Source organism: Pseudomonas sp. GG8, from assembly GCF_052976945.1.
This window is the reverse complement of the sequence record NZ_JBRIIP010000001.1, coordinates 1,441,979-1,468,286: the sequence shown is the minus strand read 5'-3', so window position 1 is coordinate 1,468,286 and position 26,308 is coordinate 1,441,979. Positions and strand designations below refer to the sequence as shown.

Here is a 26,308-nt window from a genome sequence, read left to right as displayed (position 1 = left end):
CCGTGAGTCCTTTTCCTGTCGACCAGACTTAAGCAAGCAACTGCGCCCAGTTCACACTGGTCGGGCTGCCAAGGGTAAAGCCCTTGCCGGTCAAAGCGAGGTTCTTGTTGTACGCCAAATCGTGCTGGAACGGTCCTGCCCACTTGTCGCGCAGAGCCTCAAGGGCGACTGGCAACGTTGGCAGGGTGCCTGGGTGAATTACTTGCACCTGCGGCGTCCAGACCGTCAGGTAGCCGGCCTGGGCGATTTTCAAGCACAGATCGACATCACTGAAGGCCTCGGAGAAGCGCTCTTCGTCCAGACCGCCAACGGTTTCATACAGTTCTTTACGGACCATCAGGCACGCAGCGGAGACCGCCGAGTAGTTTTGCTCAAGCACCAGACGATGCAAATAACCATTGGCTTTCACAGGTTCGCCGACAAACGCCGAGCCGGCCGCGTCATGCATGCCAAGAATAAGCCCGGCCTGAGTCACATTACCCTCACGATCAACCAGCTTTGGCCCTACCACGCCGACTTCCGGACGCTGCGCCTGATTGAGCAACGTCTCGATCCAGTTCGGGTTGACCACCTCGCTGTCGACCGCCAGCAAGATCAGGTATTCACCCTGCGCCTGCTGACAGGCTGCATTGTAAAGCGCGGACGTACTGAGGCTTTGCTTGGATCGCAACACCCGCACCTTGCCGGTTTTTTGCTCCTGGGCGTCAAGCCAGGCCGAGACCGCCGAGGATTGACTGTGGTTGTCGGCGATCAGCACTTCATAGCGCAGGTAGCGTGTTCTTTGCAGGACGCTGTCCAGACAACGTTCCAGCAGTGGGAGGTTGTCCTGACTCGGCACGATGATCGACACCAGCGGACGCTCAGTGTGGCGATAATCAATCTGCCAGGTACCGGGCGTCGCCGAACTGATTTGCGCCTTATAACCACGGTTCGCAAGATGCCGAATCAACGCCAGGCGCTCATGGGGATTTTCCTCTAGAACCGGCGCCTGGCAGATGAGTAACGGCTCATCCAGATGAGCCAGCCAGGCCATACCGCCTTGCTCAATCATCCGCAGCAGCAAATCAAATTCAAGTGCCTTACTGAAGTCCGCTGAGTAACCACCCGCTTCCACCAGTACATCGCGACGGATCAGCCAGTGTCGTGCCATCAGCGTCGGCAGGCTTTGCAACAAGTCGAGGTTGAAGCCTGGGCGGAACACATCGATCAGTGCGCCGTTGGGCTGTCGGTGAATTTCATCCGCAGCCACCGCGCGGCATTCGGGGGCCGCCAGCAGTTCCAGGCTGGCGCGCAACAAACCGCTGGCAGTGAACTGGTCTCCTGCCTCAGCCAGAAGCATCCAGTCGCAGGACGATTGGCGAGCCACTTGATTCAGCTTGTCTATGTAGTTGCCTGCGGTGACCTTGACAAAGTGCAGGACGTTTTGCGCAGTGGTAGCAGACTGCGGCTCACCGGTGGTGAACACCACAATCTTGAATTTTTTGCAGTATCCCTCTAACAGACTGTCGAGGGTAACTTGCAGTTTTTCGACGTTATTATCGAGGTCCAGTAACAAAATACCGAACTGCGGACCTCCTTCATGGACCGCCAGATGCCCTGTAATCGACTCCAGTTCTTCGGCATTCGGACGTCGCGCTTCCAACCACTTGAGCAAGCGACCCGAGAGCATATTGTCGAATGTTTGACGGTAGTCAGAAGGCGATACTGCATCCAGGCGCTGAGCCCAGTCGAGCATCAGTTGGGCCTCATCCTGCTCACCAATATTTTCAAGCTGTTGCGCCAGCTGCTTGACCACTCGCATATTGAACGGATTGCAGTCCTGCGCCTGCCACAGACGATCGACAATGCTCTCGGCGATATCATTGTTGTGAGGTCGCAGCAAATCTTCTTGCCGAGTCCATACGCCTTCAAGCGCCTGAAGCTGTACACGGCCAGCCGGCATGGCGTGGAGCAAAAACTCGAACCGGGTCAACTGATCGAAAAACGCCTGGTTGTAGAACGGCATTTCCACATATTGCTTGGGCCCGAAACGTCGCACCGGCTCCGCATGAGCGGCTGTCCATGTGGACTCGAAAATCAGCTCGGCCGCCAACGCATTGCCCGTACGCAAACTGGCGGTCATCGCCGCAAAACTCTCGAGCGCAAACTGCTTCGCCTGCTCATGGTCGAGGTCTTTGATGCCCGTGGGCAGCGATGCCAGGAATTCAGCAAACGCCTCGCGCTCGGCCACTGATTTGGAGTCGGTATAACAGAGTGAGGTATACACCTCAGTGTTATGGTCGGAATGAATGTAATTGATCTCACGCACAACATACGGAATCGGCAGAATCCGCGCCTTGGCGCGTGCCAGCATGTAGTACACGTGGCCGACTTCCTGCCACTGAAAGATAGTGCCTTCCGGCATGACGGCATACCAGTCGCGCAACAGTGCAGTGCGGTGAACGGCATAGAAAGGCGGGATGTACTGGCCCATGTAGTCAAGCACACGGTCCTGAGCGCGTTCGGACGAGTAGTCTTCACAGACCTTTTTGTCACGTCGGTAATAGCTCACGCTATTGGCCAGGGTCAGGTACATCAGGCAATAGCCGTGACACATCCCATAGTCCTGGTTCGCCTCCAGAAACGCTACCGAATCGCAGAGCGCGTCATGCACGATGAAATCATCGTCCGCAGCGAACACCATGTAAGGCGTGGTCACTTGCTCGACGCCGTAGGCCAGTTTGGTCTGAATCCCCCAGTAGCCGAACTGTGGAAGATGCCGATAGTCGACCGACGCTAAATGCCCTGCTATCCCCTCGGATGGCTGGATTGACGAGTCCAGTACCAGAATCTTGCAAGGCAGCGAGCTGTAAAACTGCACAGCTCTGCGCAAAAAGGCCGGCCGGTTGTGGGTAATCAGCACCACTGTCAGCAGCTCACTCAGAGGTAACGCGTGTTCAGAACCATACTTGCCTTGCATAACTTTCCCCACACCCGGCGAATCGCAAAAAAATACTCAACGATGATGTTGCGGCTTAACCAACCCGTCGCAGATAACCATCCGGCGCGACGGTGATCAGCAATTTGCTGTGGATCGCGGAATCGATCTCGAAATCGCGATTTTCTTTCAAATAAGCCCAGACTGCAGTTTTCGGGTTATCGCCTTTGCCCCACGGACGATCTGGAAAGGCGTCTTCGGGCATATCTTCGACCACAGTGTCCATGACCACGCAATAGCTGCCGACCGAAACCAGCGGCGCGTATAGACGCAGTTCCTCAAGAACATGTTCGTGGGTGTGGTTGGAGTCGAGCACTACCAAGACTTTCTTACCGGCGATGCGCGCCCGCACTTGATCGACAATCGTCGGATCGATACTAGACCCCTGGATCATATGAATCCGATGGCTCATCGGATGCGCTTCAATCGCCTCACGGTTGTGCTGGCGGATATCGATATCGACACCCACCACTTCACCGTGTCCGATCAATTCAAGCATCGATGCATAAAACACCAGGGAGCCGCCGTGGGCGATTCCGGTTTCAATAATTACATCAGGCCGCTGCGACCAAATGATTTCCTGCATGGCGATCATATCCTGGGGAAATTGAATGATCGGCCGCCCCATCCAGCTGAAGTTGTAGGTGTACTTGTGTTTTGCCGTCGTACCTACCCAGCCCAGAGAAGTGGCTTGAAGCTCTTTGTCCTGCTCCAGTCCTTCGATATTTTGTTTTACTTCTTCACGAAACAACTCATGAGGATTCATAGGAAACTCTCCGAAAAATAGGGGCGGCTTTACTTGAAAACCCGGCCATCCTGATAGGAAACAGCATTCGACCTGATGATTCTGGCGGGATTACCCACCACCACTGCATAGTCAGGAACGTCTTGGGTGACGACCGCCCCGGCGCCAATAGTGACCCAACGACCAATGCGCAAACGGGGCAAAATGGTCGCATTGATACCGATGAAGGCACCGTCTCCGATCTCGACACAGCCGGCGATACAGACCCCAGGCGCCATGAACACTGAATGACCAATCCGGCCTTCATGCCCAATCACGCTTCCTGCACTGATACTGGTGTTGTCACCCAACGCGACGTCGGCCTGCATGATCACGCCCTCCTGCAGATAACAGCCAACGCCCATTCGGACCATCGTCAGATCAATGCCAGGATGCACAAAGTTACCCAATGTTCCGCCGGCCTCGACGATCTGGCAGGTTGTCTCGTAGCGAAGCTCGGTAGAGCCGGTAATCAGGTTGACGAACAGGGTGTCCGGCCCCTTCAGATCGGCCACACGATCAGTACCACCAACCACTGGAACACCAAAAAAATCAGCGCCCTGTTTGGCCGGATTATTGTCCAGAAACAAAAACTCGACGTTCGGGTTCGCGCGCTGCACCGAACGAATCATGCGTACGGCCTCAGGATTCGCCGCACCCAACAAGTAAATATTCACAGCAGCCCCAGCCCCCTGCTTGCGCAGACAGCGCGAACCACCGCAATGACCCGCTGCTGATCCGAGTCAGTCATATCGTGATAGCTCGGCAGATTGATCGCACGCTCCGACAGTGAAAAAGCCACCGGCGTATCGACATCCATCGCGCTGAACATCGGCAGCGACGACAATGGCCAGAAGAACACTCGCGCGTCGATATCAGCGGTTTTGAAAGCCTCGATCAAGGTGTCGCGAGTAATCCCGGTGCTCTCTTCAAACACCAACGTCGGCATCCAGTAGCCGTTGCGTGAGTGATCCGGCTGCGGGTTCATTGAAATACCCGGAATCTCCAGCAGAGCACTGGCGTAGTTGGCGAATATGGCGCGCTTGCGCTCAATCAGATCGTTGACCCGTTCAATCTGAGCACAGCCGATGGCGGCCTGCAGGTTGCTCATCTTGTATTTAAATCCAATGAAATCTGGCCAGAACTGACGCGTACTGCCGTTCACCCGACCATGATTGGACAAGGTCAGAACCCGCTCGTACACGGATCTGTCCGACGTCACAAACATACCGCCTTCACCGGTGGTGAGGGTCTTGGTGCCGTGAAAGGAGAACGCCCCAAAAGTCCCCAGCGAACCGGCAGGCTTGGCGCGCCACTGGGAACCGATAGCTTCGGCGGCATCTTCGATCACTGCAATGCCGAACTCGCGGCCGATCGCCAGTAACGCGTCCATGTCGCACAGATTGCCGTAGAGATGCACCGCGACAATGGCTTTGGTACGAGGGGTGATGGCTTGCCGGACTTTTTCCGGATCCAGGCACCAACTGTCCGGCGATACGTCGACAAACACTGGGGTAGCGCCAAGGTAGGTAATCGGCGCCGCAGAAGCGATCCAGTTGGTGTTGCCCAGAATCACTTCATCGCCCGACCCGATCTCGAGTGCCGCCATCCCCATGTGCAAGGCACCGGTGCAGCTTGAAGTTGCTATGGCGTAAGGCACGCCCATATGCTCGGCAAAGGCCTTCTCGAAACGGGTGATGTATTCATAGCAGCGCTCGCCCCAGCCGTTCTGTACTGCATCCAGTACATAGGATGCTTCCAGCTCACCCACACTCGGTTTGGTGTAATGAATTCTGCTCATCGGTAGCTCAACTCCGGAACCGCAACGACAAAACGACCACCCCACGTGCTCACGCAGGCGTACTGCTGAGTGATTTCATCCAGCAGATTCCATGGCAACACCAATACGTAATCCGGTTTTTCTTTCTCGATATGATCGGGAGAGACCACAGGAATGCGACTGCCCGGCAAGAACTTGCCCTGCTTATGCGGGTTGGCATCCGCGACCCAGGCCAGCAGATCAGGTTTGACCCCGGCATAGTTGAGCAAGGTATTGCCTTTGGCAGCGGCACCATAGCCGACCACGCGCTTGCCTTCGGCTTTGGCCTGCAACAGGAAGCGCAGCAGTTCATGCTTGATGCGTTCGGCGGCCGGAGCCAGCGTTGCGTAGAACCCGGGGGTTTTCACCCCGGCGATCAGCTCGACATCCAGCACATGCTGCACGGCCGGTTGCAGCGCACGGCGCACGCCATCAGCGCGCTGGACGAAGACCCGCAGCGAGCCGCCATGGGTCGGCAGTTCGCTGACATCGAAGACTTCCAGGCCATTGCGTTCGCACAAACGCTGCACGGCCGTCAGCGACAGATAAGAATAATGCTCGTGGTAGAGGGTATAGAACTGAGCCCCCGCCATCAGCGTCAGCAGGTGCGGGAACTCGAAGGTTGCGACACCGGTGGACTTCAACAACGTAGCAAAGCCGCTCAGGAAGTCATTGATGTCCGGGACATGCGCCAACACATTGTTGGCCGCCATCAGGTCCGCCGCCCAGCCCTCTTCAAGCAAATGCAAGGCGGTCTCTCGACCAAAGAACAGCTCGCGAATCTCCAGCCCCTTTTCCCGCGCTGCCTGAGCCGTGCTGTGGGTCGGCTCGACGCCGAGGCAGGCGATGCCGCGTTTGGCCACGTATTGCAGCAGGTAACCGTCGTTGGCGGCGATTTCCACCACCCGACTGTCAGTCGTCAGGCCAAAGCGCTCGACCATCTCCGCGACATAGCGCTCGGCATGAGCCAGCCAGGTGCTGGAATAGGAACTGAAGTAGGCATAGTCGGCGTCGAACAGGCTGTCGGCGCGGGTGTAGTCCTCGGTCTGGACCAGCCAGCACTCCTGACACACCTGCACCTTCAACGGCACCCATTGCTCGGACTGCTCCAGTTGCTCGGCCCGCAAGTACGCATTGGAGGGCGGCGACGTGCCGAGATCAATCAGCGACAAGGTCAATGGGGTGCCGCAACCTCGGCAGTTCATAGACGCACTCCAACGAACTGAGGATCGAGCAAGGGATGCGAGGCATCCCGTGCTGACAGATTTTTGACAACCAACGGCCAGGCTATCGCCAGCCGGGGGTCTAGTACTGAAAGACCGCCCTCGTGATCCGGGGCATAGTCGGCACTGTGCAGATAGAGCAGCTCGGCATCGTCGGTCAGGGTCTGAAAACCATGGGCAAAACCTGCCGGAATCAGCAGGCTACGACCATCCCCTGCGCACAAATGCTCGGCATGCCAGTTCAGGAACGTCTCGGAATCCGGCCGCAGATCCACCGCTACATCCCAGACTTCGCCCCGCAGGCAGGTAATCAGTTTGGCTTCCGGCTGTTCGGCTTTTTGATAATGCAGGCCGCGCACACTGCCCCGCTCGCGGGTGCAAGAATGGTTGATTTGACGAATATGAAACGACTGACCGAAGGCACTCAAACCACCTTCACAGAACAGCCGGGCGAAGTGCCCACGCTGATCCTCATGGCGCTTGTGCTGCACGTTGAACAGTCCGGTCAACGGTAGCGGGGTTAACAAAAACTCACTCACAACTGCCCCCGATACAGGTTCAGCTGAGCGAGCGTTACTTCACGCATGTCCTCGCCATTCTTCCAGGCCAAGTGCCAATCCAGCGTCTGCTCCAGGCATTGCTGCAATGACCAGCGCGGCTGCCACGCCAACAACTGACGGGCGCGGCTGCTGTCCAGACGTAACAAGCCGGCCTCGTGAAAATCGCTTGGTTCAATACGCAGCCCCGGCGCTTGCGGCCAGCGCTTGGCAAGCAGCTCAACCACCTCGCCGACACTGCACATATCGCTTTCACCGGGTCCGAAGTTCCATGCACCGGAGAACTGCGGGCCTTGTTCGTACAGGCCAGCGGCCAATTGCAGGTAGCCCGCCAATGGCTCCAGCGCATGCTGCCAGGGGCGAACAGCCTGTGGATAGCGCAGAGTCACCGGTTCACCAGCCGACCAGGCCTTGAGCACATCAGGGATCAAACGCTCGGGAGCAAAATCGCCACCACCGAGTACGTTACCGGCGCGCGCCGTGGCCAGTGCCAAACCGTGTTCGGCATAACGTTCGGCCGGAAAGAATGAGGCCACATACGATTGTGCGAGCAACTCGCAGCAGGCCTTGCTGCTGCTGTAGGGATCATGTCCGCCGAGGGGCTCGTTTTCACGATACGGCCACAGCCATTCCTGGTTGGCGTAGACCTTGTCGGTCGTCACCAGTACGCAAGCACGCACCCCACCGATCTGGCGAATCGCTTCCAGCAGGTTGAGGGTGCCCATGACATTGCTTGAATAGGTGCCAAGCGGGTCGCGATAGCCTTCACGCACCAGCGGTTGCGCCGCAAGATGCAGGACAATCTCGGGCTGGACCTCTGCGATCAGTTCAAGTAAGGCGCCGAGATCGCGCAAGTCACCGCGCTGATCATTGATGCCTTCAGTGACCCGAGCCAGTTCGAACAAGCTCGGCTCGGTCGAAGGATCAAGGGCAAAACCACTGACCTCGGCACCGAGGCTTTTCAACCACAGCGTCAACCAACTGCCCTTGAAACCGGTGTGACCCGTCAGCAGAACCCGCTTGCCGCGCCAGAATTCCAGATTCAGTCCCATTGCTTCCATGGGGCCTCCCCACTTTGCCACAGACTTTCAAGATAATTCTTGTCGCGCAGGGTATCCATCGGGTGCCAGAAACCATCGTGCTGGAACGCCGTCAATTGCCCTCGCTCGGCCAGACCGATCAAGGGCTCTGATTCCCAGACCGTCTCATCGCTGTTAATCAGGGATAAAACCTTGGGCGACAACACAAAGAAGCCGCCATTGATCCAACCACCGTCGCCACGGGGTTTTTCGGTGAACCCGCTGACCAGATTGCCCTCGCGCTCCAGCGCGCCATAACGACCCGGCGGCTGCACTGCCGTGACGGTGGCCAATTTGCCGTGGGAAAGATGGAAGTCCACCAGTTCGCCAATATTCAGATCGGAAACACCATCGCCATAGGTGAAGCAGAACGCCTCTTCATTTTCCACGTAACGGCTGGCCCGCAGCAAACGGCCGCCGGTCATGGTGTCCTCACCGGTGTCGATCAGTGTCACCCGCCAGGGTTCGCTATAGTTCTGATGAACGTCCATGCGGTTGTTACACATGTCGAAGGTAACGTCGGAAGTATGCAGGAAGTAGTTGGCGAAAAAGTCCTTGATCGCGTAGCCCTTGTAGCCGAGACAGATCACGAAGTCGTGAATTCCGTGAGCGGAATACTGCTTCATGATGTGCCAGAGAATTGGCTTGCCGCCGATCTCAATCATCGGTTTGGGCTTCAGGTGCGACTCTTCGCTAATGCGCGTGCCCAGGCCACCCGCCAAAATAACTGCCTTCATCTTGTCCCCTTTTATTCGTCACAGGGCTCAGCCAAGCTTTTACGGGCTTTGCAGGCCTTCTGTATAAAACCTTCAACGCCGCTCATGGCTCTTCTGGCAACGCCGGAAATGCATGTTTTATGACGATATACGGGGGACCTGCAGGAAACGCGCCAGCTCGGATTGCCCGAGCTGGCAGTTTACTGACTCAAAACAGCACTTAAATCCCTGGAGTTTAATCCGCCAACCAACCATTTTCCCAATACCGCAAGTTGTCCCCGCGCAGCATGTAATCGCGCAGTACCGTCTCACGCAGCTCATCACCCATACGGTAGCTGGCATCAGGGTCGGCCAGGTGCATGCGAATGGCCTGCAGCCATTCCTCTGTGCTGTTGCCGATGACCCGAGTACACGGCAGGTAACCTCGATAGGCGGCGGTGTCGGTGCACACCACCGGATAACCGCAAGCGCCATACTCCAGCAAGCGCAGGTTGCTTTTGCAGTCGTTGAAAATATGGAATTCCAGAGGCGCCAGGGCCAGGTCCAGATTCAGGCTGGCCAGCTTGGCCGGGTAGACACGCATATCGATCACCCCATGGAATTCGTGCAGATAAGGCCGCAACGCTTCCGGGCACATACCGAAAAACACCCAATCCACTTCATTGGCCAGCTCGCGAACAACCTCGGCAATGATCTCCAGATCCCCCGAGTGACTGGTGCCACCCCCCCAGCCTACCCGAGGTTTTTTTGACGTCCGGCGCTGGCTGGACAACCCGGCCCACAAATCCGGCGCCAGCATATTCGGCACGACCCGAATGTCGTGGTGCATGTCCGACAGGGCATTGGCCAGAGGCTGGGTCGAGACCACGACCCGATCACACAGGCCGATACCGCGCCGAACCAGACGCTCCATATCCGCACCGCCAGGCATATTACGAATGTGCGAATTTTTATGCGGAACGCTGATGACATAGTCATCCAGTTCGAAAATACGTAGCGCACGGGAGTAAGTTTTAAGGCTGATGATTTCGCTGATCGGCCCTTCGCTGTAGCGCCCTTGCAAAATGATAACGTCAGGCGACTGGCGTTCTACCTCTACGATTGATGGCATGTCATAGCTGATCCGCCCGACCGCCCTGCCCGCCGCCTGCAACTCGATAAGTGGCTGGGTCACACGATAATGCCCAATTGCCGAAGCATTGATTGGCAAGGCAAGGACATTGGGTAACTGGCGATTGGAAAAAGGGTTCCACCCCGTATTCAAACCGGGCTCCAGGCTAAAGCTTGAATTATTGAGGGCCAGGTTCGGGTTATACGCCGGATCCTTGGCAATAATCGGTAGCCAGCGCAGGTAGAACTTCTCCTGTTCCTTGGCCCGTCGCTCCTCGATAGTGACATCCCCCGCCGCAACAGGACGCGCGCCCAACGCCAGCTGGGCATGGGGCGTCCAAACGACTAAATAGTCCTTTTGGCGCACCCGCAAGCACAGATCCACCGCACTGAAAGTTTGCGCGAAGCTCACCTCATCCAGCCCGCCCACGGCGTCGAATACCTGCTTACGCACCATCAGACAATCGCCATCGACAGCGCTCAAATCGTGAGCGACTTGCAAGCGTTGCATGTAGCCAGCAGCATGCAGGGGCTCCCCGAAGAACGGGACCCCGGCCGGACCTTGAAGGCCGAGAATCAGACCCGCATGCACCACACAGCCATCAGGATTGAATAGCTTGGCACCCACCACCCCGACTTCCGGACGCTGCGCATGGTTGAGCAAAGCATCCAGCCAGTCCGCATTAGTGATCACCGCATAAGGGCTGAGCATCAGCAGGTATTCACCGCGTGCCTGCTGCGCTGCAAAGTTACGGATCGCCGCTACGTTGGCCTCCAGCGGATAGTCCAAGACACGCAACCTGTCGCTGCCCAACTGCGCCATGCTAGCCAGCCAGGCGCGGGCCTCGGCACCGTCACTGGCATTATCAACGATCAACAGCTCATATTCGCTGTAGGCCGTTTTTTCCAGCAGACTTTCCACACAGCGCTGCAGCACCGCCAGCTGATCCTTGCTAGAGATGATAATCGACACCAGCGGCCGTCTGGCGTGAAGGTAATCGACCCGATTGAGCAATGGCAGACTGCCGGGCCGAACTTCGTGAGCAATGCCCATACGCTGCAGATGCGCCGCCAGCACCAGAGGGTTTTGCTCGACCACTTCAGGCAAAGACAGCCACTGGGAAAGGGCGAACGGCGATTCCAGCATAATTTCGGCGATATGCTCTATGGCCTGAGGACCGTCATTCTCAATCAGACGCCAGAGCAGATCGTGTACACCAAGTTCGCCATAGAGCGGATTGAAGCCACCCAACTCGAGAAAGCGCTGGCGCTGGAAGGCTAAATTCCGCCCCACGTAGGGGTAGCTGCGCAGCAAGTCCAGGTTGAAATCAGGTTTGAACACCGGCTCGGCTGACTCGCCCTCACGCAAGGCACCCTCGTCGCTATAGACGCACAGCGCGCCTGGGGACATGGCAATGCGTTCGGCCAGCACCAGCAACGCCGGCTCTACCAGACGATCCCCGGCACGCAGCAAATAGAACCAGTGCGCGCCTTCGAGTTGCGACAGGAGCTCATTGAGTTGCTGCTGCCAGTTGTCCTGCAGTGGCAAACTGAAGACCCGTTCATCAAGCGAGGCCTCAGTACGAGCGCTGGACAACACCAACACCAGCTCCGGAGGATAGAGCTGCCCGGCAAGGCTCTCCAGGGTGACATCAAGGCCGGCACTGCTGGCCTGCTCATCGATAACAACCGCAACAATTTTCGGCTGCTGCGGCCAGGCGGCAAGGGTGTCCGGCAGTAATTTGCGCTGTGGTTCAGAAAGCGTACGGCACACCAGCCATTGCGCGTAAAGCTCGGCAAAGCTCTCGCTGGCGACGCCCACCTTCCACGACAAGGTGGATTGTTTGCTGCCCAACATCCGGTTCAGCGCCAATTCTTCCCAGTCTCGCGACAAGTCGCCCGCTTGCTTCAACGGCACATAACGAACCCAACCCTTGGCCGGTGCTGGCTCACCGCTACGCGCCTCAAGCATTTGTACCAGCCACTGCATTTCGGTCGCAGCCGCATCTCTCATCGGCTGCTGCCGACTCAGACGGCCCGGGTATAGGCGCTCGACACTCAAAATCAGGTTCAGCGAAACCATGTTTCCGCGACGCAACAGGCAAATGTACAACGCGAAATCGAGCATAGCGGCAAAACCATGGCCGGACTGAGTCAAGGCCGGCAAAAACTCCAAAACATCAAGACGACGCAGAAGGGCACTGCTGAAGCCACCCAGAAAGTTGAGGGGGAATGTCTCGAAAATCGACAGTAAATCCTCCCCCTTGAACAACCCATCGGTGGGCGCCAGCGGTGAGTTCTCCAGGCGTGGAGGCAGTTGAATATCGTCGGCATCCCAGAACAACCGCTGGGCCAACACCAAGTTGACATCCGCGTGTTCGATGAACACTTGCGCCTGACGTTCAATGCTCGCTGGAAACAGCTGATCATCGTCACACAGAAACTTGATGAACTCGCCGCGCGCCTCTCCCAGGCCAGCCTGTAGGTTGCCGACAAACCCCAAATGCTGCGGATTTCGCACGTAGCGCAAAGAGACGGTAGGGCTTCCCTCCAATGACTCGACGATACCCTCGATCTCATCACCGCAGCTGTCGTCACAGACAATGATTTCCAGGTTGCCGTAGCTTTGGTTCAAAGCGCTGACTAATGCTTTTTTAAAAAAACGCGGGTTGAAAGCAGGGATGACAATACTGACGAGAGGAACTGGATTCACGGCGCAGACTCACGAGCGGCGGGCGCCCACTCAGTCGAGTGAGCCCCATGAACCGCTAAAGAACGGTTATCGCTCGGTGGTTGTAGCGACGGATTCGCTACCTTCCGGGCAGACGTTTAAATTTTGCTGAACAGGTTCAATTGGGAGACCTGGGTAAAGACCAATTGCAAAGCCTGCAACATGGTTTTCTGCATCGTCAGACGGGCGATAGCGTCTACCGGGTCGGAAGCAGTGATCGCCGACTGATTCGTGGAATTGGATGCCTGCAGGCTGTCATTCGTGACGCCTTGACTAGTCGCCGCGTTTTGACGCGCGCCACCGGAGCTAATCGCCGTACTTATCTGCTCGGTGCCACTGGTCAGGTTGCCCAACGCAGAATCCAGTGCACCGCTCAATTTCTGCATGGCAGCCGGGTTGCCGTCGGCTGGCGTGTTCAGCGCGGTAATCACTGACGTCAGCGTGTTCAGAATATTCTGAGTCTGATGGGTATTGGCCTGGACCACGAATTGATCGCCTGCCGCTGGCGTGCCACTCAGCGTGAAGTTGACGCCGGACGCATTTGCAGTAGAGCCGCTCAAACTACCGCTGGAAACCGGCGTACTGCTGGCGGTAATGGGTGATGCATAGAGATCATAGTTAGTAGCGCTGCTGAACTTGAGAATCGCCCCGCCCGCTGGAAAACTGTTGTTATACGCGGTCATGTCCGAGGCTGTAGTACCCACTGATGCAGCAGTAATTGTTGCGGCAGAAGGATTACCAGCGCTACGCGACGTACTGATACTGCTCGGCGTAGAAGCCAACTGGAAGCTGTGCCCCGCAACAGCAGCATCTGCGGTGGCGGTGGTTGCCCGTTCGGCATCCGTCAGGTTGATGTTCAAATTCAAATTGACGCCGCGAAAACTGACAGTCTGATCCGAAGCATTTACCGAACTGAATGCACCCGCCTGACTGGCTTCAGCTGTTACATCGGCACCCGCCGCATCTGTGATCTTCAACTGCGAGCTGCTGAGGAAAGCCACGGTGTAGGGCTGACCACCCACAAACTTGGAATTGTAGGTTGTATTGGACCCCACAATGCCACCCGACAAAGCAACCTTGCCATCGTTCACAGCAGGCGACGTCAGACTGCTTGACGTGCGCGTGGTATTGATCGCCTGCTCGAAAGCATCCCAGCCCGTGGTATTGCTCGCCATAGAGAGCCCGTCGCCGATGGCCAGGTTTACCGAGGTCTGATCACCGCTATAGCTGTAGGTACCGTCACTGTTCAACGCATACGGTGGCGTCGTGGACTTGGAGCCGGAGAACAGATACTGGCCGTTGGCGTCCTGACTGCCCATCAACCCCACTATCTGAGCCTTGAGCTGAGTCAGCTCAGCAGCGTTGGCTTTACGGTCGGCATCTGTAAACGTCCCGTTACCCGCCTTGATCACCAATTCCTTGGCAGTCTGCAATGCATCAGTGATGCTGCTCAGTGCCGTTTCGGCCTGGGTCATGTTGGAGTTTACGGTGCTAATGTTGGTCTTGTACTGGTCGAGCATCGAGCTTTGTTGCGCGAGCTGAAGCACACGTGCCGCACCGACAGGATCATCGCCAGCGGTATTGAGCTTGACCTGACTGGAAACCTCATTACCGGTCGTGATCACGTTGTTGTAAGTACGCTGGTAGTTCGTAGCGCTGGCTTCGTAAAACTGGGCAGTGGAAATACGCATGGATTACGACTCCTTAAAGACTGTTGATCAGCGTGCTGAAAATGGTCTGCGCAGCTTTGATAATCTGCGAAGAGGCGGTGTAGTACTGCTGATACTTGACCAAGTTGGCAGCCTCTTCATCGAGGTTCACCCCAGAAACCCCATCTCGTGCGCTTTTGGCCTGAGTCAGGATTGCCGTGGTCGCAGAGCTATCGCTTTTGGCCTGGCTGGCTTGCGCCCCAACATTCTCAATGAGCTTGCCATAGGCCCCGGACAGGCTCATTCCGTTATTGGCCGAAGAAACATCCACCGTCTGCTTGGTCTGCAACGCTAACGCTGCCAGGGCGTTGCGGTTATCCGCAGAACCAGCACCTGTAAGGCTGATGCTATAAGCATCGTTCGAGCTCGGCGAGCCCGCCACTGTCATCTCGAATTTGTAGGCCTGAGCTGCGCCGGAGGAATCGGTATACCCCACTGACAAACTCAGCGCATTGCTCTGTCCCGGTACGATGGAGCCAGTAACCGCAGTCCCCGAGGCATCGAGCACCGGCTGCCCCTTGGCGTCGAGTAATCGATAGCTTTGAGCGCCGCCGCTGACTGCCCCGAAAACCAGTTTGACCGGCGTCGAGTCTTTCAAGGCCGTGCGCAGGTCCGTGCTGGTGGTCGAATTATAGATATCCAGGCTAGTCGTCAGCACGGGTTGGGTGATCGTGCCTGAACCCAGATTGCTGGCGCTGGCTGTCGCGGTCAGCGGCGCAGCAGCGGCAATGGTCTTGGCATCACTCATCACAGTCGCGATACCTGCCGCCGCATTACGAGTCGGGGTAAGTTTGAAGCTATCACCCGCGCTCACGCCACCGCCATTGAGCGACAGCGAAAAGCCGTCGATGACCGGAGGCGGAGTAGTGCTGAGGTCATAGGACCCCACACTTGAACCATCAGGCAGGCGCTTGACGTTGTAGCCGGTGCTGCTGGTGAAGGTGACTTGGTAGTCGTTCGCCGTCAGTTTGCCAGTATTGGCAATGGTCACGTCGAGGTTGCCCGACCCGGCGCTGTTGCCTGACGAGGCAAGGCTGCGCTGATTGATCTGATCAGCACCATTGATGCTGTTGAACAGATTGGAACCAAACTCGCCGTTGCTGTCGATACCCTGGTTCAGCTGACTGTTGACCTGGTCTGAAACGACCAACGCCACACGCCCCAACTCGTTGGCCGCCGGTGTCAGCACATCGCTACGGTAACGCAGCAGACCACCGATGGTGCCGCCGGTCACGACCGACGTCACATCAGAACTGGTCTGTGAGTAGTTCACTTTCAACGTGTATTGCGTAGCGTCGCTCGTGCCGGGCCCTGCAGACAAGGTATTGGCGGTCGTGCCACTGACCAGCGACTGGCCAGTACCAATGTACACATCGTAACTGCCGTTATTACTCACCACTTTCGCGCCAACCAGCACGTTCAGCTGACGTACTGACTCGTTGCGAGCATCAAGCAGGCTATTGGGTGTTGCCCCGCTGGCTGAGGCCTGAGTGATCTGCTGGTTCAAGTGCGCAATCGACGACGAAAGCGTATTGACCTGACCCGCCAGACTGGTCAGCTGGCTATTGATCGATGAGTTTTGTGCGGCCAATTGCGTAGAAATCGAATTGAACCGGGCACTGAGCGCGGTGGCTGTAGTTAAAAACTGTGCTCGTGCACTGGAGTCGGTTGCGGTCGTCGAGACGCCCTGCAACTGAGTGAAAAAAGTGGACAGCACGGTCGAGATCCCGGTGCTACTGTCAGACAGCAACGTATCAGTCGAACTGGCCTGCCCCAGGAAAGCCGTAGCGTCTGAGTTGAGCGCGGTACTGGATTGCAACTGGCTGTCGAGGTAACTGTTGTAGATGCGGCGCACATCGGACAGCGTCGTCCCGGTACCGATAAAACCAACACCGACGTTCTGCGAGGCCGAAGCAACGGTCATCGTCTGCTGACGAGAATAACCTGCGGTATCGACGTTGGCAGTGTTGTTACCGATCGTGTTGATCGCCGCACTACTAGCAGTCAGCCCTGAGAGCCCAATTGAAATCAGTGACATGATTCAAGCCTTATAAAGTCGTGGAAGAGCTCACTACCGCGTAGTTTTGGTAGCTCTTCATCTGCTTGGCAATTTGCGAAATCTTGCTGGCGTAGTCCGGGTCCGTGGCGTAACCGGCCTTTTGCAGCTCTTTCACAAACTGTTCCGGGTTATCGGCAGACTTCAGCACACCTTGATAGCGATTGTTGCTCTGCAGCAGGGTGACCAAGTCATGGAAGCTGTCGGAGTAGGAGTCGTAAGAACGGAAGTCCGCCGTCTCCTTGACCATCTGCCCATCACGAAACTCACTGGTGATGGCCCGCGCTTCCGGGCCCTGCCAGTTACCTTGCGCTTTGATGCCAAACAGGTTGTGACTGCTGCTGCCGTCCTGCTGACGCATGACCGATTTGCCCCAACCGGTTTCCAGGGCCGCCTGAGCCACCAACACAGTTGGGTCGACACCAATGCGCGCAGCAGCATCCTTGGCCAGCGGCAACATGGTCGCAACAAAGTCGTCAGCGTTACTGAACGCTTTACCCCCCGGCGCCAGCGGTGGCTGAGCTATTGTGCGACCCTGCGCGCGGGCCGCCAGGGAAAGGTTCGGGTCCTGAGTCCAATCGCCGTTCCCGGCGAATGTAGCGCTGTCGCCAGCAGCACCCGGTGCCGTAATTCGATTTTTCACACTGCTTTCGCTTGCAGCCGTGGTGGCCGGGACAATGCCAGCGAGTAAACGGTCAGCGAGCTTGCTTGGCAACGACAGTCGGCGCTGGTTGAGCTTTGCCACATCATTGCGCTCGACACCGCTGACCGAAGCAGCAGCGGCAGTCGCCGCATGTGACCGATCCACCGCAACCGACCGCGTGGCCCACAGCGGTCGCTGAGCGATATTGGTCGCCAAGGCGGTACTGTTCTTATCCGACTCCGTCGAAGCCGGGCTCCTATTGAGCGATGTAGTCGCTGTCAGATTGCCAGCCGCAGGTTCAGAAGGATGAGCGCCCTTGGTTTTAGACAGCTGTCGCATCAACACATCCTGCAAGCCGATACCGCGACCCTGCTTGGACAAGCTCACTGACAACTGCTGGTCATACATGTCCTGGTAATGCCGAGTCGCCGCCGTATTCATCGGGTTGTCCTTGGCCATCACCTCGTTGGCCGAGCGCATGGACTTGAGCATCTGACTGACGAACAGCGACTCGAACTCCTGGGCAACCTTTTTCAGGTTCGTGTCGCTATTCTTGTCCCCCGTTTTCAGGGCGTTCAGACGATTCAGGTCGGTATAAGCGCCTGAGTCGCTAGCCGACGACACTCCGCTTTTCGGCATGTCCATACTCAGCTCCTCAGATGACGATCAGGTCGGCTTGCAGCGCGCCGGCCTGCTTCAGGGCTTCGAGAATCGCCATCAAGTCACCTGGCGCTGCGCCGACCTGATTGACCGCTCGCACGATCTCATCCAGCGTGGTGCCTGGGCCGAACTTGAACATCGGGTGCAGCTCTTGCGCCGCGTTGATCCGCGAACGCGGGACCACAGCCGTTTGCCCGCCAGACAACGCACCCGGCTGGCTGACAATCGGGTCTTCGGTGATAGTCACGGTCAGGCTGCCGTGAGTCACGGCTGCCGGTGAAACCTTGACGTTCTGGCCAATCACGATGGTGCCAGTACGCGAGTTGATGATGACCTTGGCCGCTGCCTGACCCGGATCAATCTCCAGGTTCTCGAGAATCGACAAGTAGTCGACCCGCTGACTCGGATCCAGTGGCGCAGTCACCCGCACCGATCCACCATCCAGCGCTTTAGCCACGCCAGGGCCGAGCATGTCGTTGATTTTGTCGACTACGCGCTTGGCAGTAGTGAAGTCGGATCGGTTGAGGTTCAAGGTCAGGCTGTTGCCCTGGTTGAATCCACTCGGCACCGAACGCTCGACTGAAGCACCGCCCGGAATACGCCCGGACGAAGGAACATTGACCGTAATCTTCGAGCCGTCGCGGCCCTCGGCGTCGAAACCGCCGACCACCAAATTGCCTTGGGCGATAGCGTAGACGTTGCCATCGATACCTTTCATGGGGGTCATCAACAGGCTGCCGCCGCGCAAGCTTTTCGAGTTACCGATGGACGATACGGTGATATCGACCATCTGACCTGGCTTGGCGAATGGCGGCAGATCAGCATATATCGCCACTGCTGCGACGTTTTTCAGCTGTACGGTGCCCGAGCCACTCGGCACCTTGATACCGAACTGGGCCAGCATGTTGTTGAACGTCTGCAGCGTGAACGGGGTCTGCGTGGTCTGGTCGCCGGTACCGTTGAGACCGACCACCAGGCCGTAGCCAATCAATTGGTTGGTCCGAACGCCGGAAATGCTGGCAATGTCCTTCAAACGCTCGGCATGAACACCGAGTGTCGTGGATAACAGCAGTACCGCAGCCATCAGTTGCTTGAACGTATGCATGTCTATCCCGCGATCAGAAAGGGAACAACGGGCTGAGGAAGAACCGATCGAACCACCCCGGTTGACTGGTATCGGCGAACGAACCGGTACCCGAATATGTAATGCGTGCATCGGCCACTCGAGTCGACGACACCGTGTTATCGGTGGCGATATCGTCAGCACGAATCAAGCCAGCGATGCGCACCAGTTCATCGCCCGTGTTAAGGGTCAACCATTTCTCGCCGCGAACCGCGAGGATACCGTTGGGCAGGACGTCAGCCACCGTCACCGTCACCGAACCGGTCAGGCTATTGCTTTGGGCTGCCTTGCCATCACCCTTGGTGGTGCGTGCGCCGTTATAGCCAGCGTTGATGCTCAGATCGCCGCTGCCCATCGGGTTATTGGTGGTCATCCCGCCACCGAACAACGACGTCAGACCAATGCTGTTAGTGCTGTTTTTGGTCAGCCCGGAACTGGCCGCCTTGCTCGCTGCAGTTTTCTCGGAAAGCGTGATGGTGATGATGTCGCCGACCCGATAAGCCTTGCGATCGTCATACAGGTTTTGCTCAAACCCAGCCTGATAAATCGAACCGTTGTTCGCGGCAGCAGCCAGCGGCGTGCGCGGCAACACCGGCGCGTAATAAGGGTCATTGGGCTTGGCCACGGGCGCGACGCAGCCCGCCAGAAGAGCGATTCCGCAGAGCGAAGCGATCAGCGCGGAAAGCCGCAGAACAAGAAGCCGTTTCATGACACTTAAAACCTCGCGGTGTAGCAGGTGCCGACCGGGCACCCCGTCCAATTGATCAGGTGTATCGACAGGTCGAACAGGCCTATCAGAGCCTTACAGATTTTGCGTCACGTACTGCAGCATCTGGTCAGCGGTGGAGATCACTTTGGAGTTCATCTCGTAAGCGCGCTGAGTGGTGATCATGTTGACCATTTCCTCGACGGTGCTCACGTTGGAGGCTTCCAGGGTGTTCTGCTGTGTCGTACCAAAACCGTTCAGCCCCGGCGTACCCACCTGTGGAGCGCCGCTTGAAGCCGTTTCCAGGAACAGGTTGCTACCCACTGATTGCAGACCTGACGGGTTGACGAAGTCAGCGGTTTGCAAGTTACCAATCACCTGGGAGGTGGCATTGGCGCCTGCCAGGGTCACAGACACCGTGCCGTCCTGGCCCACGGTGAACGTCTGGGCCTGGGCCGGGACGACAATCGCTGGCTCCAGGGCGTAACCATTGGCGGTCACGATCTGGCCGTTGCTGTTCAGGTGGAACGTACCATCACGGCTGTAGGCCACCGTGCCATCGGGCTGCATGATCTGGAAAAAGCCGCGACCATTAACTGCCAGATCGAGCGGCTGATCAGTCGTTTGCAAGCTACCAGCCGAAAAGTTTTTCTGCGTCCCGACAATACGCACACCGGTACCCAACTGCAGACCAGATGGCAGTTCGCTGTCCTGGGTCGACTGAGCGCCTGGTTGACGTTTGATCTGATAGAGCAAGTCCTGGAACTCGGCACGATCACGCTTGAAACCTGTGGTCGATACGTTCGCCAGGTTGTTGGAGATCGTCGTCAGGTTTATGTCCTGAGCGGCCAGACCGGTCTTGCTTACATAAAGTGCCGGAAGCATTCTTTCTCTCCTCGAGCGCCTGATTATCGGCGCAAGCTGTCAATGTTTAGCTAATCTGCAAGACCCGAGCCATCGACTCGTCGTTTGTTTCAGCGGTCTTCATCATTTTGATGTGTAATTCAAATTGACGGGACAGCGTCAGCACCGATGTCATTTCCTCAACGGCATTGACGTTGCTCGCTTGCAGAAATCCCGACTCGACCTGGACGGTGCCGTCAGCACCGGCAGCCTTGCCGTCCTTGGTGTGGATCAGGCCATCGGCACCTTTCTCCATGTTTTTCATGTCAGGTTTAACCAGTTTGATTCGGTCCACCTGCGCCATCACCTTTGGACCTTCACCCATTGAACGAACGCTGATGGTGCCATCGGCACCGACCTCAATTTGTTGCTGGGGTGGCACGGCAATCGGCCCACCATTGCCCATGACCGGCAAACCATTGCCAGCCCGCAAAATACCAAGAGCATCGACATTCAGACTGGCGGAGCGCGTGTAAGCCTCACCACCGTCTGCGGTCTGTACAGCGATCCAGCCATCCCCTTTCACGGCAACATCCAGATCCCGCCCCGTGTCGACCATGGCACCGCCCGAAAAATCAGTCCCCGGACGCTCACTCATGGCATAGGCACGCGAAGGCATGACCTCCCCAAACACGGGGATTGAGCGCGCCTGTTCAAGGTCACGCTGAAAACCGTTGGTCGAGACGTTCGCCAGGTTGTTCGCATGAGCCTTCTGTGCGATAGCGTTCTCGGACGCACCGCTCATTGCCACGTAAAGCAACTTGTCCACAGTCTTTCCTCCCCTGACAGACGTTTGCCGCCTGTAGCTGTTCTAAAAACGTTGTAGCAATATTCGAACCAACTAATCTTTCACCACACAACATCTTGATTTTCCAGCGTTAACGGGGGAAAACTCGAAAACAGAGAGCGCCGCTCGGGCATACGCGGCGGCGGACTGCCGCATTTGGCCAAATGATGGGGATATTGCCGTCAGAAAACCCTCACCGAAGGAGAAAACAACAAAAGCGGGATAAAAAATGTGTTCGTCGCGATACCATTTGATTGGTACCCAACGAGGTTTATATGCCCCTTCAAACCCGCTTGATTCTTTTACTTGTGACCAGCCTGATCCTCATCCCGATCCAGGCCCAAGCCGCCACCGCGCCCTGGTACAAATGGCAAGGCGCGACACGGATTATTTGCAAGCAGTGGGTCAATCCCAAATCGGCATTCAAGCTGATTGGCGGCCCCTACAGAGATGCGAGTTGCCGATATCCAGGACGCCCTGGCTAAAGGCACCAAGGGACACCGCGCTAGCAGACATGCCTGGAATCATGTCGCCTGAATCAGCGTTTGCATCAGCGTCGCTTCTGTAGACAAGGCTTTTGAATTGGCCTGATAGGCAACCTGCGCCTGGATCAGTTCCACAAGCTCGTTGGTCAATTCGACGTTGGAGCCCTCAAGCGCACCCGAGACAATGCTGCCCAACGTACCGGCTTTTGGCGCATCGAGATTAGCAATGCCTGAGGCGTTCGTTTCCCGCCAGTGGGTGTGACTGTCCGGCTGCAAACCTTGCTCATTGGCAAAGCTGGCGAGCGTGACCTGGCCGATTTTCTTATGCAGCCCGTTCGTGAAGCCCGCACTCAGAACGCCATTCATATCGATGCTGATGTTGTTGATATTGCCTGCAGCATGCCCGTCCTGCTGAGCTGAAACGCGCGCAGACTCTGCGTTATGCTGGCTGAGTCTGTTCAAGTCAATGGCAATGCCACCCGAACTGCTCCGGGCACCGTTGGATACCCATTTTTCGTTACGGGTTCCCCCATCAATCACCTTGGCAGGCACCCACCCCTCAAGGGTCAATGTCCGGTTTGCCACCGCAAGACCTTGACTGCCGGTCATTGACTGAACCGACCCGTAGGAATCGAAGATTATCTGTGCCGAGACTGGATCGGCTTTCTCCGGGTTCGCCGGGTTTCGACCGTTGACGAGAACATGCATTTTCCAGCTGTTCGTATCATCCTTGACGAAGTATTGAGTCATCTCATGCTTGTTACCCAGGCTGTCGTAAACCGAGGTCGCAAACGACTTGTTAAACGTCGTGACATCGTTAGGGTCGAACATTGGAACACGCCGCGCCATCACGACGTCGCCCTCGTCAATTCCATTGATTGCACCGTCGTCTAACGAAAGCACAATCGATCCGTCGTTAGAGGCTGGACTGGCAGCCCAAATACCATTGAGTTGCTGAGCGGGCTTCCAGCCGTTCAGGGTGAACTCTGTGTCGGATGTTTTTTTGATATGCTCACCCTCGCCCGCCGATGACAGGCTGCCATCCGGTTTTTTTGTAATCATTACCTTCAGCGGTGTGGTCGCTGTGTGATCCACCGGATTACGCCCATCTATTAGCGTGTACATAGCCCATTGATCCGCATCGGTTTTAACGAAGTATTGCTTAAGTTCATGCTCCACTGGAGGAATGGCTGGCCGGGCCTGAATAAGCACTGTCTCATTCCCCTGCGCATCCTTGACCCTGACCTCCGCAACCGCGTCTACCCCTTTATCCTTAACCATTCTGCTGATCACTTTCGAATAGGTACCTGGATCATCCGGATTAAAAACCGGAAGTGCCGAGAGTGCGGATTGAGATGAGTCCAGGTTCATTGTTTCGAGAACTTCAGTGGTGGCCTTGGGCACCATATTAGAGGTATCGATCTTCAGGTCGGTCCGCCCCCCATTAACGGCATCACCTTTAGCGTTTACACCATAGCCTTGCAAGCGGCTGCCTTCGTTATCAACGATATAATCGTTCTTGTCCATTTTGAACGCGCCAGCGCGGGTATAGCTCAGCGCTCCGTTATCGCTTACCACGAAAAAGCCTTTACCCTGTATACGCATGTCCAGAACCCCGCCCGAACTGGCATCAACACCACCCTGACTGAAATTTTGCGAGACATTAGCCAGACGAACACCGTCACCGACTGCGTTGTGACCATTACCCAGTTGCGCGCTCAAATACAGTGCCGCAAATTCCGCACGGAATGATTTGAAACCATGAGTCCCAACGTTAGCGATGTTGTTGCCGGCGACCTCAAGTCTTTTATGGGCAGCGTGCAGCCCACTCAGGGAAACATTGAATGACATAAACACTCCTGTGCCGTATTGAACGACGCTCTCGTTAATGCATTTTTTCGCAGTAAAACTTTGCAACACTTAAACTTCAGTACCACCCGTTTCTTTCTGCGTTTTTATTCTCGCATTATCGAAAGTAGGAATTTTCTACATATGCAGTAGGAATCAGCTATAACTTTTACTTCTTAACCTTGGCGCAACTATCTACTTGAATCGCGCTCAAGGCGTGACGGCAAACTTCTATATCTTCTGGATAACCAATGACAGAAATACCAAATCGCGCCCAACAAAAAGCCCCTTCAAGAAGGGGCTTCGTTCGACACTGCATCACTGCATATTTATCACGCCATCTGGATGATGGTCTGCATGATGGTGCTTTGAGTCGAAATGGTTTTCGCGTTTGCCTGATAGTTGCTTTGCGCCTTGATCAAGTCGACCAATTCACTGGTCAGATTGACGTTAGAGTCTTCCAGCGCTTCACCCGTGAGACTGCCAAGTGTGCCTGACTCCGGCACTCCCGTGACCGGAACCCCAGACGCATAGGTTTCACGCCAGCTAGTACCGCCTGCCGGAGACAAACCCTGAACGTTGGCGAAGTTGGTCAACGACACTTGTCCAATGACCTTGGACTGACCGTTGGTGTAGGTGGCGAACAGGTTGCCGGTAGGGTCTACCGACATGGCCGACAACTGACCGGTTGCATAGCCGTCCTGAGTCTTGGTGATCGCGCCCGAGACCGAGTTGGTCTGAGTGGTCGCGAGCATGTCCAGCTTGACACCGCCAGTCTTGGCCGAAGCGCCGTTGCCTGCCCAGACGCCTGTGGTACCCACTTGCGCAGCCGGCACCCAGTTGTTCAGGGTAAAAGTGCCGTCAGCATTGACAGCCAGGTTACCCGTTGTAGCCAGCGCAGTAGTATCCAGCGAGCCGTCAGATTTGAAGGTCAGGTTCATCGAGTCAGCCACTACCGGCGTGGTCGCCGGGCTCGATGCATTGCGACCGTCGACCAGCGTGTACATCGTCCAGGCATTGGTACCCGTCTTGGCGAAGTACTGACTCATGGAGTGCTCGTTGCCCTGACTGTCGTAGAGCGGCGTACTGAACGTGTTGGTGTAGCTGTTCACGTCATTTGGGTCGAACGGCGTGACAGTCGGAAGTTTCGATGAAGAATTCAGATTGGACGCAATGGTGACGGTACCTGTCGGGCTAGGTGCCAGATTCGACGAGTCGATTTTAAGATCGGTCAATACACCGTTCACGACATTGCCTGCCGCATTAACACCGTAGCCCTGCAGCTTGTTGCCGGAAGCGTCGACGACATTACCACTCTTGTCCGGGTAGAACGCACCGGCACGGGTATAGAGTTTTTCGCCGTGATTGCTGACCATGAAGAAGCCGTTGCCGTTAATAGCCAAATCAAGGCTGCGGCCGGTGCCGGTGGTCAAAGTACCTTGCGTGAATTGCTGGGACACGGCGGCCGTGGTGACACCGCTACCCGCAGTGGTACCACCGGAAGTACCGCGAATCGAAGCAGCGTACTGGTCCTGGAACTCGGTACGGGACGATTTAAAACCCGTGGTCGCAACGTTGGCAATGTTGTTGCCGGTAACGTCGAGACTTTTGTTTGCCGCATAGAGCCCACTGAGGCCGATATTGAATGACATGCTCAACTCCTTTGCCGTCTAGTCGGCTCTATATTCCGATTGTTTGCACTTTGGACAAACCAACACTGCTGCCGCCTGCCAGGTTGAGCGTCATTTCCGCACCACTGACACCCATCGTCACACTGTTGACGGTGGCTGGCAGATAGGTGCTCAAGGCAGTGGCCGTACCATTGGCAGTACCTGTGGCGACGACGCTGTAAGTACCTGACGCCGCAGTCGTGCCATCGCTGTTCTGACCGTTCCAGGTAAAGCTGGTAGTACCCGCCGCCTGCGCACCAAGATCGATGGTGTCGACCAGGTTCCCACTCGCGTCGGAGATTTTGACCGTGGTCGACGAGTTCGACGCCGGGACGACCACTGAACCGGTCAGGCCCTTCGTGGTATCGACCACTGCCGAACCGCTGCTGACGATCACCGAACGCCCAACCAGAGAGGACGCCTGCAAGGCTTGGGACGACTGATAAGTACTGGCAATCGTATCAACCGTACTGCTCAGGTTCTGCATGCTCTCAAGGCTGCTGAACTGAGCCAACTGAGAAACGAACTGCGTGTTGTCCTGCGGACTGAGAGGGTCTTGGTTCTTCATCTGCGTAACCAGCAGTTGCAGGAATGCATCTTTGCCCAGTGAGGCAGTCCCCGTTTTGTTGGTGGTGCCTGTGTTGCTTGAGCTTGCCGTTTTCTGAAGCTGATCCAGAACCGACTGACCGACGCTGCTAGTAGTTGTCATCGACTGCGCCTCT

20 protein-coding genes are annotated in these 26,308 nt (G+C 56.5%); 1 reads left to right on the top strand and 19 read right to left on the bottom strand.

Features of this window, described 5'->3' with window-relative positions; genetic code table 11:
* Positions 1-28: 28 nt before the first annotated feature.
* From ACVBEG_RS07185 to ACVBEG_RS07110, 16 genes are all read right to left on the bottom strand, one after another.
* Positions 29-2,959 (bottom strand): TIGR00180 family glycosyltransferase, encoded by a 2,931-nt coding sequence (locus tag ACVBEG_RS07185; protein WP_330200541.1) that lies wholly within the window; start codon positions 2,957-2,959, stop codon positions 29-31.
* A 55-nt stretch (positions 2,960-3,014) separates the two neighbouring features.
* Positions 3,015-3,743: a cephalosporin hydroxylase family protein gene (locus ACVBEG_RS07180; protein WP_322180070.1), complete on the bottom strand. Its 729-nt coding sequence runs from the start codon at positions 3,741-3,743 to the stop codon at positions 3,015-3,017.
* A gap of 29 nt (positions 3,744-3,772) precedes the next feature.
* Complete coding sequence (locus ACVBEG_RS07175; protein WP_322180072.1) at positions 3,773-4,438, bottom strand: acetyltransferase; 666 nt, start codon at positions 4,436-4,438, stop codon at positions 3,773-3,775.
* Complete coding sequence (locus ACVBEG_RS07170) at positions 4,435-5,562, bottom strand: DegT/DnrJ/EryC1/StrS family aminotransferase (RefSeq protein WP_322180074.1); 1,128 nt, start codon at positions 5,560-5,562, stop codon at positions 4,435-4,437. The genes ACVBEG_RS07175 and ACVBEG_RS07170 overlap by 4 nt, the downstream gene beginning before the upstream one ends.
* A complete protein-coding gene (locus ACVBEG_RS07165) occupies positions 5,559-6,785 on the bottom strand; it encodes a methyltransferase domain-containing protein (protein ID WP_447107527.1) in 1,227 nt (408 codons plus the stop codon). The genes ACVBEG_RS07170 and ACVBEG_RS07165 overlap by 4 nt, the downstream gene beginning before the upstream one ends.
* Entirely contained in the window at positions 6,782-7,342 is a 561-nt protein-coding gene (locus tag ACVBEG_RS07160; protein ID WP_322180078.1) for a dTDP-4-dehydrorhamnose 3,5-epimerase family protein, read from the bottom strand. The genes ACVBEG_RS07165 and ACVBEG_RS07160 overlap by 4 nt, the downstream gene beginning before the upstream one ends.
* Positions 7,339-8,421, bottom strand: a complete 1,083-nt coding sequence (rfbG, locus tag ACVBEG_RS07155) for a CDP-glucose 4,6-dehydratase (RefSeq protein WP_322180081.1) — start codon at positions 8,419-8,421, stop codon at positions 7,339-7,341. The genes ACVBEG_RS07160 and rfbG overlap by 4 nt, the downstream gene beginning before the upstream one ends.
* The gene (gene rfbF / locus ACVBEG_RS07150) at positions 8,403-9,176 is read right to left on the bottom strand and encodes a glucose-1-phosphate cytidylyltransferase (RefSeq protein ID WP_322180083.1); all 774 of its coding nucleotides are present in this window, start codon (positions 9,174-9,176) and stop codon (positions 8,403-8,405) included. The genes rfbG and rfbF overlap by 19 nt, the downstream gene beginning before the upstream one ends.
* Positions 9,177-9,390: 214 nt before the next feature.
* Positions 9,391-12,978 (bottom strand): glycosyltransferase, encoded by a 3,588-nt coding sequence (locus tag ACVBEG_RS07145; protein WP_447107526.1) that lies wholly within the window; start codon positions 12,976-12,978, stop codon positions 9,391-9,393.
* 116 nt (positions 12,979-13,094) lie between these two features.
* The gene (locus ACVBEG_RS07140) at positions 13,095-14,687 is read right to left on the bottom strand and encodes a flagellar hook-associated protein 3 (protein WP_322180087.1); all 1,593 of its coding nucleotides are present in this window, start codon (positions 14,685-14,687) and stop codon (positions 13,095-13,097) included.
* A gap of 13 nt (positions 14,688-14,700) precedes the next feature.
* The gene (flgK, locus tag ACVBEG_RS07135; RefSeq protein WP_322180089.1) at positions 14,701-16,743 is read right to left on the bottom strand and encodes a flagellar hook-associated protein FlgK; all 2,043 of its coding nucleotides are present in this window, start codon (positions 16,741-16,743) and stop codon (positions 14,701-14,703) included.
* Positions 16,744-16,753: 10 nt separating this feature from the next.
* Complete coding sequence (gene flgJ / locus ACVBEG_RS07130) at positions 16,754-18,049, bottom strand: flagellar assembly peptidoglycan hydrolase FlgJ (protein WP_322180091.1); 1,296 nt, start codon at positions 18,047-18,049, stop codon at positions 16,754-16,756.
* A 10-nt stretch (positions 18,050-18,059) separates the two neighbouring features.
* Entirely contained in the window at positions 18,060-19,169 is a 1,110-nt protein-coding gene (locus ACVBEG_RS07125) for a flagellar basal body P-ring protein FlgI (RefSeq protein ID WP_219060415.1), read from the bottom strand.
* A 13-nt stretch (positions 19,170-19,182) separates the two neighbouring features.
* Positions 19,183-19,896 carry a flagellar basal body L-ring protein FlgH gene (flgH, locus tag ACVBEG_RS07120; RefSeq protein WP_322180094.1) on the bottom strand — a complete coding sequence of 238 codons (714 nt, stop codon included), beginning with the start codon at positions 19,894-19,896 and terminating at the stop codon, positions 19,183-19,185.
* A gap of 93 nt (positions 19,897-19,989) precedes the next feature.
* Positions 19,990-20,778, bottom strand: a complete 789-nt coding sequence (gene flgG / locus ACVBEG_RS07115; RefSeq protein WP_219060413.1) for a flagellar basal-body rod protein FlgG — start codon at positions 20,776-20,778, stop codon at positions 19,990-19,992.
* Between the two features lie 46 nt (positions 20,779-20,824).
* On the bottom strand, positions 20,825-21,565 hold the full coding sequence (locus ACVBEG_RS07110; RefSeq protein ID WP_322180096.1) for a flagellar basal body rod protein FlgF: 741 nt from the start codon (positions 21,563-21,565) through the stop codon (positions 20,825-20,827).
* Positions 21,566-21,858: 293 nt separating this feature from the next.
* On the opposite strand from ACVBEG_RS07110, the gene ACVBEG_RS07105 reads away from it, so the two are divergent.
* Positions 21,859-22,068, top strand: a complete 210-nt coding sequence (locus tag ACVBEG_RS07105) for a hypothetical protein (RefSeq protein ID WP_322180098.1) — start codon at positions 21,859-21,861, stop codon at positions 22,066-22,068.
* Positions 22,069-22,107: 39 nt separating this feature from the next.
* Here ACVBEG_RS07105 and ACVBEG_RS07100 read toward each other — a convergent pair whose 3' ends face one another.
* From ACVBEG_RS07100 to ACVBEG_RS07090, 3 genes are all read right to left on the bottom strand, one after another.
* Positions 22,108-23,919 (bottom strand): flagellar hook-basal body complex protein, encoded by a 1,812-nt coding sequence (locus tag ACVBEG_RS07100; RefSeq protein ID WP_447107525.1) that lies wholly within the window; start codon positions 23,917-23,919, stop codon positions 22,108-22,110.
* Between the two features lie 329 nt (positions 23,920-24,248).
* Positions 24,249-25,568 (bottom strand): flagellar hook protein FlgE, encoded by a 1,320-nt coding sequence (gene flgE, locus ACVBEG_RS07095; protein WP_322180100.1) that lies wholly within the window; start codon positions 25,566-25,568, stop codon positions 24,249-24,251.
* 28 nt (positions 25,569-25,596) lie between these two features.
* On the bottom strand, positions 25,597-26,295 hold the full coding sequence (locus ACVBEG_RS07090) for a flagellar hook assembly protein FlgD (RefSeq protein ID WP_322180102.1): 699 nt from the start codon (positions 26,293-26,295) through the stop codon (positions 25,597-25,599).
* Positions 26,296-26,308 lie beyond the last annotated feature (13 nt).